We start from the raw sequence: 16056 nt of genomic DNA, 5'->3' as shown, positions 1-16056 counted from the left end.
GCCGGTAAGCACGAGGGTCCCGCTAGCAGAATCTAGCGGGACCCTCTGTCACCGCGAATCCGGATCATCCCTAGCTCAAGCGCGGACCTATTCCGGCCTGGGCTTCCTTGAGCTTCGCGTTCCCGATCGAGATACTGACCGGTGCGAGCAATCGAGCTCATGTCCGGCGTAGAGCTCGTCACTGGATCCTAAACCACCTCGGAAAGTGGGCTGGGCGGATAAACGATCGTCGCGCCATCAGAGAGGAGTTCCTCCTCGAAGCAACTCGTATGAGGGGTGCGCAGGGCCCCTCTCCGGCACAGGAACGCCGTTGTGAGCGTTAGTCCGTTGCGTACCGTGCGGTGAAGGCCGCGACCACGCGGTTGGCGTCACTCACGTCCCATTGCGCGGTTTGTTCGATGAGAGTGTCGGCTTCCTCGGGCTCAAAGTAGCCGGAGTTCTTATACGTCCTGATCCGCTGCGCGATACCGGGGGCATCGAGCTCGGGATGGAACTGTGTGCCGTAAAGGTTCTCCTTGATACGGAACATCTGAACTGGGCACGTATCCGACGAGGCGAGCAGAACGGCGTGCGCTGGAAAGACCGTGACGGCTTCCTTGTGCCCAACGAAGGCACCAAAGCTGTCGGGAATGTCGGCGAGGAGCGGGTCCTTCTTGCCTTCCTCAGTCAGCTTGATCGTGACACCACCGACGGGTTCCGAGTATGTGGAGTCGATGACTGCCCCTTGATGACCAAGAAGCGTGCCAACGCCGTAGCAGGCACCGAGGAACGGAAAGTCACGAGGAACGATCTCGTCGAGGAGAGTGGAGATCTCTGCTTCGACACGAAGCTGAGTTTCCGTCTTCTTCTCGATCGGATCCGAACCTGTGAAGGGACTGCCACCCACAATGACACCCGAGTAGTCGTCAAGATTCAGGTCCGGCATTGGTGCGGCCTCGAGCCGGATCCGCACGAGATCTTTCTCGTCAAGGTTTCCAAAGCGCAGGATCTGTTCGTATTCGCCGTCCGCGGTATCGTCTTCGGCACGCGTGGCAATGAGAAGGAAGGGCTTCATAGGAATACGATAGCGCGACAAAACACGTGTCGTGGATTGCATCGGTGCAGGTCTCGAAGTTGAACGACGTGCAAAGTGGCACGACGCCCTACCGGCAGGTAGTGTGCGGTTCTCTGAAGTCCGGATAGTTTCTCGTGACGTGCGGTGAGTGCGGCGATGATGGAGGGGTCAACTAGCAACTCGAGTGGCGATTATTGGCGCGCGTGACGCTTGGCCTCAGTGACGTCTCGTTTGACCTAGAGTTCTGGGTCGACCTCGTGGTTGAGACCGACCCAGAACTCTGGTTGTGTTTCGTCAATGTAGCTTATTACTACTGGAGCACAGTGAATGGCAGCCGATAGCCGGTAACCGGTTACCAGCTACCTGCTTTCGGCTACTCGCGACTGGCTATTGGCTGTGAGTGCGTAGCGGGCAGTCAGGCCGTGAACTTACGTCGTTGCCGGGAGTTCCTCGCGTCCCATGCGGGAGGCGATCATTGCGCACACGAACAGCTGGATCTGGTGGAAGATGATGACCGGGACGGCAATGGGACCGATGATCGATGCTGGGAAGATTGCCTGCGCCATGGGGAGGCCCGTTGCCAGCGACTTCTTGGAGCCGCACATGAGGACCGCGATGCGGCCTCCACGGTCGATCTTCAGCCAACCGCTGGAGTACCAGGTGAAGGCGAGGATGCCGGCGAGAAGCAGAGCCGACATGAGAATGATGACGGCGATCTGGAGGGGCGTCACACCATCCCACGTGTTTGCCGCGGTCGAGTCGAGGACGGCCGACAGCACGATGACCACGACGGTGCCCTGGTCGTAGACCTTGAGCGGTTTTGGATACTTGCGAATCCAGTTCCCCAGCCACACCTGCAGAATCTGCCCAATGACAAACGGGAGAAGAAGCTGGGTGAGGACGGTCGTGATGGACCCCGCGTGTGCGCCCTCGATGTTCATGAACACGAGGACGTACAGGGGTGTGAGGAACATGCCGATGACATTTGAGAATGTCGCGGCACACACGGCTGCCGCCGTGTCGCCACGAGCGATCGACGTAAAGGTGACCGAGGACTGAATGGTCGACGGCAGGAAGGCAAGGAACAGGAACCCGTTCGAGAACCCGTCACCCAGGATCGGTGTGAGCAGAGGATGAAGGGCGAGACCGACGAGAGGGAACACCACGTACGTGGAGACAAAGATCAGTCCCTGCACCTTGACGTTCGTTAGACCGGCAAGGACCTCGGAGGTGCGCAGGCGCAGGCCGTAGAGGAAAAACAGGATGGCGACCAGGATGTCGCCAGCGACCGCGATGCCCTCACGGACGCCGTCCGGAGCGGGCCACAGGAGCCCGACAACGAACGCCGTGATGATCGCGACGATGAAGGGGTCAACGCGCCTCATTCCCAAGGCCCGTAAACGACGGTCCACTCCTCAATATCAAGATCGGTGACAATTCCGGACTTCATGAACGGATCGCCGTCAAGAATCTCTCGAGCATCGGCCTCGGAGTCGGCCTGGAGTAGGATGAGGGCGCCGCCGCCGCGAGGGCCGCTCGCGAGAAGCTTCCCCTCGTCGTACTGTGCCTTGAGGTACTCGCGGTGCAGCGGGCGAACCTCGCCGATGTCTTCCCGAGCCGGATCGTATGTGTAGAGAGCTGCGAAAATCACCAGCGCCGTCCTTCCCATTCGGCGAGCTGCGGGCGCTGCTCGCCAAGTGTTGTTGAATCCCCGTGGCCGGGGTGGATAACCGTGCTGTCATCGAAGCGTTCAAAGAGTCGATCTCGAACGTCGTTGAACAGCAAGAAAAATGCTTGATCAGAAGGAGTCTTACCAACGCCGCCTGGGAACAGGGAGTCTCCGGTCAGGATGTGAGACCCCTCCACGACGACGGCGATGCCGGCGGGAGTGTGTCCGCGGAGCACGATGAACTCGAGCTCCAGATCCCCAAACGACTTCGCCTGCTTGTGCTTGAGAGCGTCCGTTGCCTCGACCGGGAGGGCGCCACCCGTTTCGGCGGTCGCGAGGATCTCAGCGTCGGGGAACACGTGCGAGACGGTCTCGAGTGCGCCAATGTGGTCGTGATGCTCGTGGGTCGTGATGATCGCGTGAACGTTCTTGCCGGAGGCGATCTCGGCGATCCGATCGGGTTCCGCGGCAGCATCAACGATCACGGCATCGCCGAGCTGGTTCTCGATGAGATAAACATTGTTGTCCATGTCCCCAACCGACAGTTTCGTGATGCGGGTGGTGCCAACATCGATGGTGACGGGAGGGAGACCGGGGCCTGTGTGATACGTCGAACTCATGACTACACCCTACCGAGTGGGCGGAGCTTCCGTCACTCCAAAGCTCATTCAACGAACGCCTGAGCAAACGTCGTTGACTTACCGAATGAAGGTCGCGGTCTTACAGGTTGGAACGTTGCGGATCCATAGTTTGGAACGTCGCGCACCTACACGATGGTACGAATCGGACCTACCCGATGAAATGGATCGGACTTGCCCGAGGGAACGCTTCGGACCTACTCAATACAATGTCGCGGCACGCCCGCGAATCTCACACGCGTACATTTGTTCGATCGGTTGACTTTGTGGTTACACTACTTGAGTGACTGAACAGATCGTTGTCCACGGTGCTCGCGAGCACAACCTCCGGAACGTAGATATTGAAGTTCCACGCGACCAGCTGGTCGTCTTCACCGGCCTATCCGGCTCCGGCAAGTCTTCCCTCGCATTCGACACAATCTTTGCCGAGGGTCAGCGCCGCTACGTCGAGTCCCTCTCCAGCTATGCCCGCCAATTCCTGGGCCGCATGGACAAGCCCGCCGTCGACTACATCGGTGGCCTGTCGCCCGCTGTCGCGATCGACCAGAAGTCGACGAACCGCAACCCGCGATCAACGGTTGGCACCATCACTGAGGTGTACGACTACCTGCGTCTGCTGTACGCCCGCGCCGGCGTTCAGCACTGCCCCGAGTGCGGGGAAGTGGTCAGTTCTCAGTCTGCGGAGCAGATCGTCAATCTCGTCATGGAGCTACCCGAGGGCACGAAGTTCCAGGTGCTCGCCCCGGTGATCCGCGGTCGTAAGGGCGAGTACGGTGAGCTCTTTTCCGAGCTCCAGCAGCAGGGCTTCTCCCGCGCCAAGGTGGATTCGGAGATGGTCCGGCTCGATAACCCACCCACGCTCGATAAGAAGCTCCGTCACGACATTGACGTCGTGGTTGACCGCCTTGTCCGCAAGGACTCCACCCGCCGCCTCACCGACTCGGTCGAGACAGCCCTCAAGCTGACGGACGGCCTCGTTGTCATCGAACGCATGGATGTTGACGAGGATGACCCCATGCGCTTCCGCCGCTACTCGGAGAAGCGTGCCTGCCCGAACGACCACGTGCTCAGCCTCGAGGAGATCGAGCCCCGCACGTTCTCGTTCAACGCACCCTACGGCGCGTGCGCCGAATGCTCCGGCATCGGCTCCAAGCTCGAGGTCGATCCCGCACTCGTCGTGCCGGACGAGTCGCTGACCATCCGCGATGGTGCGATCCTGCCGTGGGCGGGAAACAAGGCCTTCTTCACCCGACAGCTCACCGCCCTCGGCAATGAGATCGGCTTCGACGTCGATACCCCCTGGGGCGAGCTGGACAAGGACATTCAGGTCACGCTTCTGTACGGCCGCGACTACAAGGTCAAGGTCAAGTACAAGAACCGGTGGGGGAGGGAACGCACCTACGCCACGGGCTTCGAGGGCGTCCTCGACTTCGTCAAGCGCAAGCGCGAAGAAACCGAATCCGAATGGTCGAAGGAACGCTACGAGTCCTACATGAGGGAGGTGCCGTGCCCCGCGTGCCACGGTGCCCGCCTCAAGCCCGAGGTCCTCGCCGTCACCATCGGCGGGCTCTCCATCTCCGAGCTGTGCGACCTGTCCGTAGAGGAGGCCGCCGAGTTCCTGAACAAGCTGGAGCTCACGCCCAAGCAGCGTGCGGTCGCTGACGCCGTTCTCAAGGAAACCCAGTTCCGCCTCGGGTTCCTCATCGATGTGGGCCTGACCTACCTCACCCTGTCCCGTGGCGCTTCAGGCCTGTCCGGCGGCGAGGCACAGCGCATCAGACTGGCCACCCAGATCGGTGCCGCTCTCGTGGGTGTGCTCTACGTTCTCGACGAGCCATCCATCGGCCTCCATCAGCGTGACAATGCTCGCCTCATCAACACGCTTGAGAAACTTCGCGATCTCGGCAACACCCTCATCGTTGTCGAGCACGACGAGGACACGATCAAGGCGGCCGACTACATCGTTGACATCGGCCCCGGTGCCGGTGAGCACGGCGGCAAGATCGTCTACTCGGGTGACTACCAGGGCCTGCTCGAAACGGAGGAGTCTCTGACGGGAGCCTACCTGGCGGGTAGGCGCAGCATCCCGCTTCCCGCGGAGCGCCGCAAGGTCGACAAGAACAAGCAGATCGTCGTCAAGGGTGGTCGCGAGAACAACCTGAAGAACGTGACGGTCTCGTTCCCGCGAGCATGCTTCGTTGCCGTCACGGGCGTGTCCGGTTCCGGCAAGTCCACTCTCGTCAACTCGATCCTGTACAACTCACTCGCGAACCAGCTCAACCGGGCTCGGATCGTTCCCGGCAGGCACACGTCCGTGACGGGCCTGGAGGACCTGGACAAGGTCATTCACGTCGATCAGTCGCCCATTGGTCGCACCCCGCGCTCAAATCCCGCCACCTACACCGGCGTGTGGGATCGCGTGCGCAAGCTGTTCGCTGACGTTCCCGAGTCCAAGGTCCGCGGCTACGGCCCCGGAAGGTTCTCCTTTAACGTTAAGGGCGGCCGTTGTGAGGCCTGCAAGGGCGACGGCACGATCAAGATCGAGATGAGCTTCCTGCCCGACGTCTACGTGCCCTGCGAGGTGTGCGAGGGCAAGCGCTACAACCGCGACACCCTCGAGGTGAAGTACAAGGACAAGTCCGTGGCGGACGTTCTCGACATGACGATCTCTGAGGCTCTCGAGTTCTTCGGTCCCGTTTCCGGCATCACCCGTCACCTGTCGACTCTCGACTCGGTGGGTCTTGGCTACGTCCGCCTCGGACAGTCCGCCACCACCCTGTCCGGTGGTGAGGCTCAACGAGTCAAACTCGCGTCCGAGCTGCAACGCAGGTCCAACGGTCGCTCCGTGTACGTGCTGGACGAGCCAACAACCGGCCTCCACTTCGAGGACGTCTCGAAGCTCCTCAAGGTGCTGCAGGGGCTGACCGACAAGGGCAACACCGTCATCGTCATCGAGCACAATCTCGATGTCATCAAGTCGGCCGACTGGGTCATCGACATGGGTCCCGAGGGTGGCGCCGGTGGCGGTCAGGTGATCGCACAGGGCACTCCCGAGGACATTGCGAAGGTCAAGGAGTCCTACACCGGACAATTCCTTTCCCCGCTTCTGAAGTAGGACCATGGCCGACCCGTCCGCGTACCGTCCGAAGACATCCGACATTCCCACGAATCCGGGTGTCTATCGGTTTATCGATGAGGACGATCGCGTCATCTACGTCGGTAAGGCCAAGAACCTCCGGCAGCGCCTCGTCAACTACTTCCAGGACCTCACCCTCCTTCATCCGCGCACGCGCATGATGGTGACAACCGCGCAACGCGTGGAATGGGTTGTGCTCTCGACTGAGGTCGAGGCCCTGACGCTTGAGTACTCGTGGATCAAGGAATTCGATCCCAGGTTCAACGTCATGTACCGGGACGACAAGTCCTACCCGTACATGGCCGTCACCATGTCGGAAGAGATTCCCCGCGCGGGAATCACCCGCAACGCGCACCGCAAGGGCAATCGCTACTTCGGTCCCTACACGCAGGTGTGGGCGATCCGGCACACTCTCGACTCCCTCCTGCACACGTTCCCTGTTCGCACCTGCTCGGCGGGTGTGCTCAGGCAGGCACAGCGATCGGGACGTCCCTGCCTGCTCGGCTACATCGACAAGTGCTCCGCTCCCTGCGTGGGCCGCATCAGCGAAGAGGACCACCGGGAGCTTGCTGAGGAGCTCTGCAACTTCCTTGATGGTGACACGGGACGGCACATCCGTGCCCGCGAACGCGCCATGAAGCAGGCGGCGGCTAATCTTGACTTCGAGAAGGCCGCCCGCCTCCGTGACGACGTGGAGGCACTGAAGAAGGTTGTCGAGCAGAACGCCGTTGTGCTTCCCGATCGCACCGACGTCGATGTCTTCAGCCTCGTGACCGATGAGCTCGAGGCCTCGGTCCAGGTGTTCCACGTGCGCGGAGGTCGCGTACGCGGTCAGCGCGGATGGGTGACGGAACGGGTCGAGAATCTCGACGAGGCCGGCCTCGTCACGGCCCTCCTACTTCAGATCTACGGCGAACAGGGCGATCGCCAGCTCCTGCGTCCCTCGAGGGAGATGGTGGATGGGCAGGCACGGTCCGTTGACGACCGCACCCACACTCCGACCACGGCGATCCCGCGCGAGATCATCGTGTCGACCATGCCGGACGACGAGGAAGCGATCGTTGCGTGGCTCGAGGAGCGCCGCGGTGCCCGCATTAACCTGCACGTTGCCCAGCGCGGAGATAAGAAGCGACTGTCGGACATGGTGGAGGAGAACGCGAAGCAAGCCCTTCAGCGCGCCAAAATCAAGCGGTCCGGTGACCTCACACAGCGAGCGCAGGCTCTCGAGGATCTCCGAGACGTTCTCGAGCTCTCGTCTGCTCCGCTCCGGATCGAGTGTTTCGACGTGTCCCACACCCAGGGCACGCACCAGGTTGCCTCCATGGTTGTCTTCGAGGATGGAGTGCCGCGCAAGTCCGACTACCGTCACTACATCGTGCGTGGCGAGAACGGCGAAGGAGCGCGAGACGACACGGCAGCTATGGACGAGATCCTGCGTCGCAGGCTCGCGAAGGTCAAGGAGGGCTCCCGCGACGTCGACGAGAACGCGGTCTCCGGAGCCATCGATCCCGACACGGGCAGGGTGAAGAAGTTCGCCTACAAGCCCAACCTCATCGTTGTTGATGGTGGCCTGCCCCAGGTGAATGCCGCGCAGCGGGTCGTTGACGAGCTCGGAGTCGATGTCGAGGTTGTTGGTCTCGCGAAACGCCTCGAAGAGGTGTGGATCCCAGGTGATGACTTCCCAGTGATCTTCCCCAGAAACTCGGCAGCACTCCACCTGCTCCAGCACGTACGAGACGAGTCACACCGCTTCGCCATCTCCCATCACCGCAAGCGCCGCTCCAAGGCCATGACCAGGTCCCAGCTCGACGCCATCCCCGGGCTCGGGCCCTCCCGCCAGAAGGACCTGCTCGATACCTTCGGAACGGTCGCCAAGATCAAGGCCGCCACCGTTCAAGAGCTGAGTTCAGCCCCCGGCATCGGACCCTCCTTCGCGCAACGCATCTACGACCACTTCCACCCGGAAGGAACCGAAGCGAATGAGCCGGTGGACAGCGCTGTCGAGAACGAGACGGTCGAGAACGAGTCTGACCGGGCCGAGACGGTCGAGAATGGGACTGACGAGTCCATTCGCGAGAAGTAGATCGTCCTTCCGCACCCTGGACCCGCTCCCGGAACCAGACGAGACCATTCGCGACGAGTAGAGCGGTCGGAGCGAGACCGAGCGGTTCGACACCCGTGCGACCAATCCGCGTGGAGCACGCAAAAAAGCCGGAGCGACGCACCCGCCATGGGGGAGTGCGACACACAGCAAGTCGAATAGAGTGGCACGCAGCAAGTTGAATAGAGCGCCACGCAAGAATACGAGCAATGCGACGACGAGCGGCCGACGTGAGTGCCATGCGAGAGACCGGTCAGATCAATGTGGTGGGTAAGCAGATAGGCGTTGGTGATCAGTAAGCAAAGAGCGAGGGAGAAGGTCTTCTTCGTTCGGTAGTTGTGTAACTCGGAACGAGGACGCAGTTTGCGTACCCAGGGTGAGAAGCCGGTGCTCTAGATCGTGCCGATTCCTCATTCTGGGTTCGACCATCGTTGACGGCCGATTGGCTGAGTCGGTCCACTTCCGTGAACTCCTCGTCAGCTGTCACGGTGCTTCATTCTCGATTGTGGTGCCCGATGTGGGCGGAAACCTGGCACCATAGGAATATGGATGACAACGACATTGACCAGACGGATTCTTTCCCTGCCTGGGTGCCGGACGCCGAGGCTGAAGCAAATATTCCTGAGCCGGAAACGCCGGAGCTGATCATCATCACGGGCATGTCAGGTGCGGGCAAGTCCCGCACGGCTGCCGTGCTTGAGGACCTCGACTGGTACGTTGTCGACAACCTGCCACCCAGCCTGCTGCGTGCTCTCACGGGGCTCATTTCACCCAGCACAACGACCCGCAAGGTCGCAGTTGTTGCGGACGTCCGTGGGCGGGAGTTCTTCAAGGAACTGGTCGCGACCCTGGACGAGATGAGGGATGGGGGGATTGCGCACCGCGTTCTGTTCCTCGAATGCGACGATGCCGAACTCGTCCGCAGGTACGAAAACGTCCGCAGGCCCCACCCGCTGCAGGACGAGGGGCGGCTCCTCGACGCCGTTCACGCGGAGCGGGAGATGGTGGCGGATCTGCGCAAGCGTGCCGACTCCATCATCGACACGTCGAACATGTCCGTTCACGACCTGGCTCGTAGCGTTCGCCAGCTTGTTGCCGCCGAGGGTGAGCTCAAGACCCGCGTCACCGTCATGTCCTTTGGCTTCAAGTACGGGCTACCCATGGACGCCGATCACGTTGCCGATGTGCGCTTCATCAACAACCCGTACTGGATCGGCGAGCTGCGCAACCTCACGGGTCACGACAGGCCCGTGCAGGACTACGTCATGGAGCAAGATGGGGTGACCAAGTTCGTTGATGGCTACACGGACCTGATGGCCGGGATCCTCGAAGGCTACGAACGTCAACTCAAACCCAATGTCACGATCGCGATCGGGTGTACCGGCGGGCGTCACCGTTCGGTTGCCATCGCCGAACGCTTAGCGAAAGGCCTGCGGGACAGGGGCGCCAGAGTCGTCACTGTCCACCGCGACCTGGGGAAGGAGTAGGACATGCTCCCAACTGGTACCCGAGGCCCCAAGGTTGTGGCTTTCGGTGGGGGCCACGGTCTCTACGCAGCTCTTTCCGCGCTTCGTCACGTCACGGGCAACCTCACCGCGGTCGTGACCGTGGCGGACGATGGTGGGTCCTCTGGCAAGCTCCGCTCGGAGCTGGGCATTCTGCCTCCCGGTGATCTCCGCATGGCGCTGTCGGCGCTCTGTGACGATGGGGAGTGGGGTCAGCTGTGGCGTGACGTTCTCCAGCACCGCTTCAAGACGGACGGCCCGCTCAACCACCACGCGACAGGGAACCTGCTCATCGCGTCCCTGTGGAATCTGCTGGACGATCCCAACGAGGGTCTCGATGTCGTTGGCAGGCTCCTTGGCGTGCAGGGGAGGGTCCTGCCGCTCAGTAACTCGCCCATGGAGATCCAGGCTGACGTTGTCGAGAACGGCATGACAAAGGTCGTTCGCGGTCAATCCCGCGTGGCTGTTGCTCCCGGCAGGGTCGAGCACGTGCGGCTCTTCCCGGCTTCGGCTGTCGTGAACCCGGCTGTTCTCGAGGCAATCGAGGAGGCCGACTGGTGCGTGTTCGGTCCCGGTTCCTGGTACACCTCCGTTATCCCGCACTTGATGATGCCGGAACTGAAGGAGAAGCTTGCGTCCTGCAACGCGCAGTTGCTTCTTGCCCTCAATCTCACGAATGATGTTGAGACCTCGGACATGACCCACGGTGACCACCTGCGGAGCTTCGTCTCCTACTCCGGGGGGATTACTCCCCGGGTCGTGGTGGCTGATCCGACAGCGATCGATGATTTGGACGAGTTGGACGAGGCAGTCGGGGAGTACGGGGTCAAGCTTTTGCTACGGCAACTCCACCAATACGGCCAGACGGCCGTGCACGATCCGCTTCGTTTCGCTGCCGCACTGAGGGACGCTTTCGAGGGCACGATCACCGACGTAGCGAAAGAAGGCCCCAAGAATTAGGGGTAGGATGGCGTAGCCTCACTGGCTCCCAAACCTCAAGCTAAGCGGCTCCCATACTTCAAGTACATTGGCTCTTAACTCTCTAGCAAAGGAACCACCACCTACATGTCTGCCCTGACAACGACCGTGAAAGATGAGTTGGCTTTAGTTGAAGCCAGCATTGCCTCCACATCGGTGGCTGAAATCGCCACGATGTTTCGTTTTGCTGGCGGCATTCACATCAACTCCGGTCGTGTTGCGCTCCAGGCGGAGCTAACCCACGCGGGTAGCGCGAGGCGCCTGCGTGATCTCGTCAGAAGGGTGTACCGAGTCGAGGCCGAGCTCCACACGATGTCCGCTGGGAGCAGGGGAGTCCACCACTACGTTGTCCGCATCGGGCGGGACGGTGAACGCATCGCACGCAGGATCGGACTCATCGACACCTACGGTCGCCCCGTCAGGGGCCTGCCTCCCACGGTCGTGGGCGGGTCGAAGGCCGATGCGGCAGCAGCGTGGCGCGCAGCGTTTCTCGCACGAGGCGCTCTGCTGGAACCGGGCCGCAACGCGGCCCTCGAGGTCATCTGCCCCGGCCTGGAGGCCTCGTACGCTCTTGGTGGGTTGGCCCGCCGCCTCGACATTCCCTACCGTGCCCGCGAATCCCGTGGTGCCTTCCGCGTCGATATTCGCGAGGGCGACGGCATTGCAGCCATGCTCAACCGCATGGGCGCAAACGACGCTGTCCTGCGCTGGGAGGAGCTCCGAACCGAACGCGAGGTCACCGGAACCGCCAATCGCCTCGCCAACTTCGACGATGCCAACATGAGAAGAAGCGCGGATGCGGCGGTGATTGCTGTGATTCGCGTCAAACGAGCCTTTGAAATCCTTGGGGACGATGTTCCCGAGAACCTGCGTGAGGCCGGCGAATTCCGCATGAAGTACCCAGAAGACTCCCTCAATCTGCTGGGGGAGCGGCTCAATCCGGTCGCGACCAAGGACGCCGTCGCGGGGCGTTTGCGCAGGTTAAACACCATGGCGGACAAGAGGGCGGCCGAACTGGGCATCCCCTCGACCATGGATGCTGTCAACGATCTGCGACGTAGCCGTGACTAGGCACTAAGCCCATCGAGAACAATTTAACTAAAGGCATTGGTCCCATATAGATATCCCCCAAAACTTGTATACTGGTTGGTGGATCGGCCAGCGGCAGTTGGTCGGCAACGGAGAAGTTTTTCGCTTCCCCAGATCAATCAAAATATGTGCACGGTTTGCGTGCACGAGGAGGATCAAGAGTGACTATTCGCGTTGGTATTAATGGCTTTGGCCGCATCGGCCGTAACTTCACCCGCGCAGTGCTCGCGCAGGGTGCTGACATCGAGATTGTCGCAGTGAATGACCTGACCGACAACGACACCCTCGCACACCTGCTGAAGTACGACTCCATCCTCGGTGTTCTGAGCGAAGATGTTTCCGCTTCCGGTGACGAGATCACCGTTGGTGGCAAGACCATCAAGGCACTTGAAGAGCGCGATCCCGCGAACCTTCCCTGGGGCGAGCTCGGCGTTGACATCGTCATCGAGTCGACCGGTCGCTTCACCGACGGCAACGCAGCAAAGGCACACATCGAGGCAGGCGCCAAGAAGGTTATCCTCTCGGCTCCCGGCAAGAACATCGACGCAACGTTCGTTATGGGCGTGAACGAGGGCACCTACGACCCCGAGAACCACAACATCATCTCGAACGCTTCCTGCACCACCAACTGCCTCGCACCGCTGGCTAAGGTCCTGGTGAACGAGTTCGGCATTGTCCGCGGCCTCATGACCACGGTTCACGCCTACACCGCAGACCAGAACCTGCAGGACGGCCCGCACAAGGACCTGCGTCGCGCCCGCGCCGCAGCCCTCAACATCATCCCGACCAGCACCGGCGCTGCACAGGCCGTTGCTCTCGTTCTCCCCGAGGTTAAGGGCAAGTTCGACGGCTACGCACTCCGCGTTCCCGTTCCGACCGGCTCCGCAACCGACCTCACCTTCACCGCAGAGAAGGAGGTCTCCGTCGAGGCCGTTAACGCTGCTGTGAAGAAGTACGCCGAGGGCGAGCTCAAGGGCATCCTCGAGTACACCGAGGATCCGATTGTCTCGTCGGACATCACCGGCAACCCCGCTTCCTCCATCTTCGACGCTGGCCTCACCAAGGTCATCGGCGATCAGGTCAAGGTTGTTTCCTGGTACGACAACGAGTGGGGCTACGCTAACCGCGTTGTTGACCTCGCCGTTCTCGTCGGTGGAAAGCTCTAAGTTTCTTAGGTAGCTGAGACAGTCGCCCGCGTATCCCATTCCCGGGACGCGGGCGACTTTCTTCGAAAGGTAAAGTATGAAGACTCTTGAATCCCTCGGGGATGTGCGCGGTAAGACCGTTCTCGTCCGCTCCGACTTCAATGTTCCGCTCGATGGCGACAAGATCACCGACGATGGTCGTATCCGTGCGGCACTCCCGACCCTCACGCGCCTCGCTGAGGCCGGCGCCAAGGTTCTCGTCATGGCACACCTCGGTCGCCCTAAGGGCGAGCCGGACCCCAAGTACTCCCTGGCCCCCGTGGCGAAGCGCCTCGGCGAACTCGTCGGACAGGACGTCGTCCTCGCAGCCGATACCGTTGGTGAGGAAGCCAAGAAGGTCGCAGCCTCGCTCGAGGAAGGCCAGATCGCTCTCATTGAGAACGTGCGCTTCGATGCTCGCGAAACCTCGAAGGACGACGCTGAGCGTTCCGCCCTTGCCGACGAGTACGCAGCACTCGCCGACCTCTACGTCTCCGACGGCTTCGGTGTTGTCCACCGCAAGCAGGCCTCCGTGTACGACATCGCTCAAAAGCTGCCCTCTGCGGCAGGCGAGCTCGTGTTCAAGGAGATCGACAGCCTCTCGAAGGCCACCGATAACCCGGAGCGCCCCTACGTTGTGATCCTCGGTGGTTCGAAGGTGTCCGACAAGCTCGGTGTCATCAAGAACCTCCTCGAGAAGGCAGATCGCCTCCTCATCGGTGGCGGCATGGCCTTCACCTTCCTCAAGGCGCAGGGCCACGGCGTTGGCTCCTCCCTTCTCGAAGAGGACCAGATCGAGACCGTCAAGGGCTACCTCAAGACCGCTGAAGAGCGTGGCGTCGAGATCGTTCTCCCCGTTGACGTTGTCGTCGCACCCGAGTTCAAGGCTGACGCTCCCGCAACCGTCGTTGACGCGGATTCTATCCCGGACGACCAGATGGGTCTCGACATCGGCCCGAAGTCGGCAGAGCTCTACGCATCGAAGATTGCCGACGCGAAGACCGTCGTCTGGAACGGCCCCATGGGTGTGTTCGAGTTCGAGGCATTTGCTGGCGGCACGAAGGCCGTGGCTCAGGCCATGTCCGACGCCGATGGTTACACGATTGTTGGCGGTGGCGACTCTGCAGCTGCCGTCCGCACCCTTGGCTTCGACGAGGCCACTTTCTCACACATTTCTACCGGTGGCGGCGCCTCCCTCGAATTCCTCGAGGGCAAGGAACTCCCCGGCATCGCTATTCTGGAGGACTAAATGGCACGCACACCCCTGATGGCAGGCAACTGGAAGATGAACTTCGATCACCTCGAAGCTAATCAGTTCGTCCAGAAGCTTGCTTGGACCCTGAAGGATCTGAAGCACGACTACTCGCAGGTCGAGGTCGTTGTGATTCCTCCCTTCACCAATTTGCGCACTGTCCAGACCGTTGTCGACGCTGACAAGCTTGAGATCGGTTACGGCTCGCAGGACATCTCCGCGCAGGATTCCGGCGCTTACACCGGCGAGATCTCGGCTTCCATGTTGACCGCGCTCGGTGTCACCTACTCCGTCATCGGTCACTCCGAGCGCCGCGAGTACCACAACGAGTCCGACGAGCTGGTGAACGCGAAGTCCGTCAAGGCCATCGCCGCCGGCATCACCCCCATCATCTGCGTCGGTGAGGGCCTCGACGTCCGCAAGGCTGGCGACCAGGTTTCCTACACCCTTGCTCAGGTCGAGGGCGCACTCAAGGGCATTGCGGCGGAGAACGTTGCGAAGCTTGTCATCGCCTACGAGCCTGTCTGGGCCATCGGCACCGGCGAGGTTGCGACACCGGCTGACGCTCAGGAAGTCTGTGGCGCCATCCGCGAGAAGGTTGCCGAGCTGTACGACCAGGAGACCGCTGACTCCGTCCGCATCCTCTACGGCGGTTCCGTGAAGTCCGATAACATCGCTGACATCATGGCCGAGCAGGACGTCGATGGTGCACTCGTTGGTGGAGCCTCGCTCAAGGCCGATGAGTTCTCGAAGATCGTTCGCTACAACGGTTAGGCCCATCCCACTGAGGTCGTCTACACTAGACCTCGGACCGAAAGGACATCGTGGACATTATTAAAGTGATCGTCACCGTACTGCTGGTGATATCCTCCCTGCTTCTCGTACTCTCCATCCTGCTTCAGAAGGGCAAGGGCGGCGGAGTCTCCGACATGTTCGGTGGAGGCATGTCCACCGCCATGCGTTCATCCGGCGTGGCAGCGCGTAACCTCAACCGCATCACGGTTGGTATCGCTGTCACCTGGGGCGTGTGTGTCATCCTCTACGGCCTCATCGTCAAGTTCCAGTAGACGACCGAAGCAATTGATTCCTCCCGAGCTCGTGCTCGGGAGGAATTCTTTATCTGACCCAGGTTTAGAAACCTCGATCACAGGGAACCCTGAGAACACCGAACTCCGTGCTAAGGCATCATCTCCTCGCATCGCGTACACAGGCATGAGCCCACATTCAGTCCTTGCGATGTACCTTCTCTGTTAGTAGCCTCTGGTGTGTAACGACCTCTGATCAAGGTTTGGGTGTGGTGAGGCGCCACTTGATGTAGAGAAGTAGTAGCGAGAGCATTAGCGGGTCAAACTTGACACGATGCCGCCACTGGTTCTCATGCTGGGTGTCGGTAATCTGGCTCTTCATAATTGAGTGTGTAGCGGGCGTTTTGCGCGTCGTGGCATGAAAC

13 protein-coding genes are annotated in these 16056 nt (G+C 61.0%); 9 read left to right on the top strand and 4 right to left on the bottom strand.

The window, feature by feature from the left end; genetic code table 11:
- Positions 1–319 precede the first annotated feature (319 nt).
- From QMB98_RS00110 to QMB98_RS00095, 4 genes are all read right to left on the bottom strand, one after another.
- The gene (locus tag QMB98_RS00110; protein ID WP_371683589.1) at positions 320–1054 is read right to left on the bottom strand and encodes a glutamine amidotransferase; all 735 of its coding nucleotides are present in this window, start codon (positions 1052–1054) and stop codon (positions 320–322) included.
- 428 nt (positions 1055–1482) lie between these two features.
- Complete coding sequence (locus QMB98_RS00105) at positions 1483–2439, bottom strand: bile acid:sodium symporter family protein (RefSeq protein ID WP_371683588.1); 957 nt, start codon at positions 2437–2439, stop codon at positions 1483–1485.
- The gene (locus QMB98_RS00100; RefSeq protein WP_371683587.1) at positions 2436–2705 is read right to left on the bottom strand and encodes a YciI family protein; all 270 of its coding nucleotides are present in this window, start codon (positions 2703–2705) and stop codon (positions 2436–2438) included. The genes QMB98_RS00105 and QMB98_RS00100 overlap by 4 nt, the downstream gene beginning before the upstream one ends.
- Entirely contained in the window at positions 2702–3343 is a 642-nt protein-coding gene (locus tag QMB98_RS00095) for an MBL fold metallo-hydrolase (protein WP_371683586.1), read from the bottom strand. Before QMB98_RS00095 ends, QMB98_RS00100 begins: the two co-directional genes overlap by 4 nt.
- 301 nt (positions 3344–3644) lie before the next feature.
- Here QMB98_RS00095 and uvrA point away from each other — a divergent pair, with 301 nt between their 5' ends.
- The 9 genes from uvrA (at position 3645) to secG (ending at position 15673) form a co-directional block, all read left to right on the top strand.
- A complete protein-coding gene (gene uvrA / locus QMB98_RS00090) occupies positions 3645–6476 on the top strand; it encodes an excinuclease ABC subunit UvrA (protein WP_371683585.1) in 2832 nt (943 codons plus the stop codon).
- Positions 6477–6480: 4 nt separating this feature from the next.
- Positions 6481–8580 carry an excinuclease ABC subunit UvrC gene (gene uvrC / locus QMB98_RS00085; RefSeq protein WP_371683584.1) on the top strand — a complete coding sequence of 700 codons (2100 nt, stop codon included), beginning with the start codon at positions 6481–6483 and terminating at the stop codon, positions 8578–8580.
- A 563-nt stretch (positions 8581–9143) separates the two neighbouring features.
- Positions 9144–10085 (top strand): RNase adapter RapZ, encoded by a 942-nt coding sequence (rapZ, locus tag QMB98_RS00080; protein WP_371683583.1) that lies wholly within the window; start codon positions 9144–9146, stop codon positions 10083–10085.
- A gap of 3 nt (positions 10086–10088) precedes the next feature.
- A complete protein-coding gene (gene yvcK / locus QMB98_RS00075; RefSeq protein WP_371683582.1) occupies positions 10089–11063 on the top strand; it encodes a uridine diphosphate-N-acetylglucosamine-binding protein YvcK in 975 nt (324 codons plus the stop codon).
- A gap of 105 nt (positions 11064–11168) precedes the next feature.
- Positions 11169–12152, top strand: a complete 984-nt coding sequence (gene whiA, locus QMB98_RS00070) for a DNA-binding protein WhiA (RefSeq protein WP_371683581.1) — start codon at positions 11169–11171, stop codon at positions 12150–12152.
- A 179-nt stretch (positions 12153–12331) separates the two neighbouring features.
- Complete coding sequence (gene gap / locus QMB98_RS00065; RefSeq protein WP_371683580.1) at positions 12332–13336, top strand: type I glyceraldehyde-3-phosphate dehydrogenase; 1005 nt, start codon at positions 12332–12334, stop codon at positions 13334–13336.
- A 76-nt stretch (positions 13337–13412) separates the two neighbouring features.
- A complete protein-coding gene (gene pgk, locus QMB98_RS00060; RefSeq protein WP_371683579.1) occupies positions 13413–14603 on the top strand; it encodes a phosphoglycerate kinase in 1191 nt (396 codons plus the stop codon).
- On the top strand, positions 14604–15380 hold the full coding sequence (tpiA, locus tag QMB98_RS00055) for a triose-phosphate isomerase (protein ID WP_371683577.1): 777 nt from the start codon (positions 14604–14606) through the stop codon (positions 15378–15380). It abuts the gene before it with no gap.
- A gap of 50 nt (positions 15381–15430) precedes the next feature.
- Positions 15431–15673, top strand: coding sequence for a preprotein translocase subunit SecG (secG, locus tag QMB98_RS00050; RefSeq protein ID WP_371683576.1), 243 nt, complete (start codon positions 15431–15433; stop codon positions 15671–15673).
- Positions 15674–16056: the final 383 nt, after the last annotated feature.

Source organism: Flaviflexus sp. (assembly GCF_041440645.1).
Taxonomy (GTDB): domain Bacteria; phylum Actinomycetota; class Actinomycetes; order Actinomycetales; family Actinomycetaceae; genus Flaviflexus.
The sequence above is the reverse complement of the archived record's forward strand: the minus strand, read 5'-3'. Positions and strand labels throughout refer to the sequence as shown.

Bases quoted from the DNA above. Each gene is read 5' to 3' on its own strand.
- pgk (WP_371683579.1), top strand. From the start codon at position 13,413: ATGAAGACTCTTGAATCCCTCGGGGATGTGCGCGGTAAGACCGTTCTC.
- QMB98_RS00095 (WP_371683586.1), bottom strand. From the start codon at position 3,343: ATGAGTTCGACGTATCACACAGGCCCCGGTCTCCCTCCCGTCACCATC.
- tpiA (WP_371683577.1), top strand. From the start codon at position 14,604: ATGGCACGCACACCCCTGATGGCAGGCAACTGGAAGATGAACTTCGAT.
- QMB98_RS00105 (WP_371683588.1), bottom strand. From the start codon at position 2,439: ATGAGGCGCGTTGACCCCTTCATCGTCGCGATCATCACGGCGTTCGTT.
- rapZ (WP_371683583.1), top strand. From the start codon at position 9,144: ATGGATGACAACGACATTGACCAGACGGATTCTTTCCCTGCCTGGGTG.
- yvcK (WP_371683582.1), top strand. From the start codon at position 10,089: ATGCTCCCAACTGGTACCCGAGGCCCCAAGGTTGTGGCTTTCGGTGGG.
- uvrC (WP_371683584.1), top strand. From the start codon at position 6,481: ATGGCCGACCCGTCCGCGTACCGTCCGAAGACATCCGACATTCCCACG.
- QMB98_RS00110 (WP_371683589.1), bottom strand. From the start codon at position 1,054: ATGAAGCCCTTCCTTCTCATTGCCACGCGTGCCGAAGACGATACCGCG.
- whiA (WP_371683581.1), top strand. From the start codon at position 11,169: ATGTCTGCCCTGACAACGACCGTGAAAGATGAGTTGGCTTTAGTTGAA.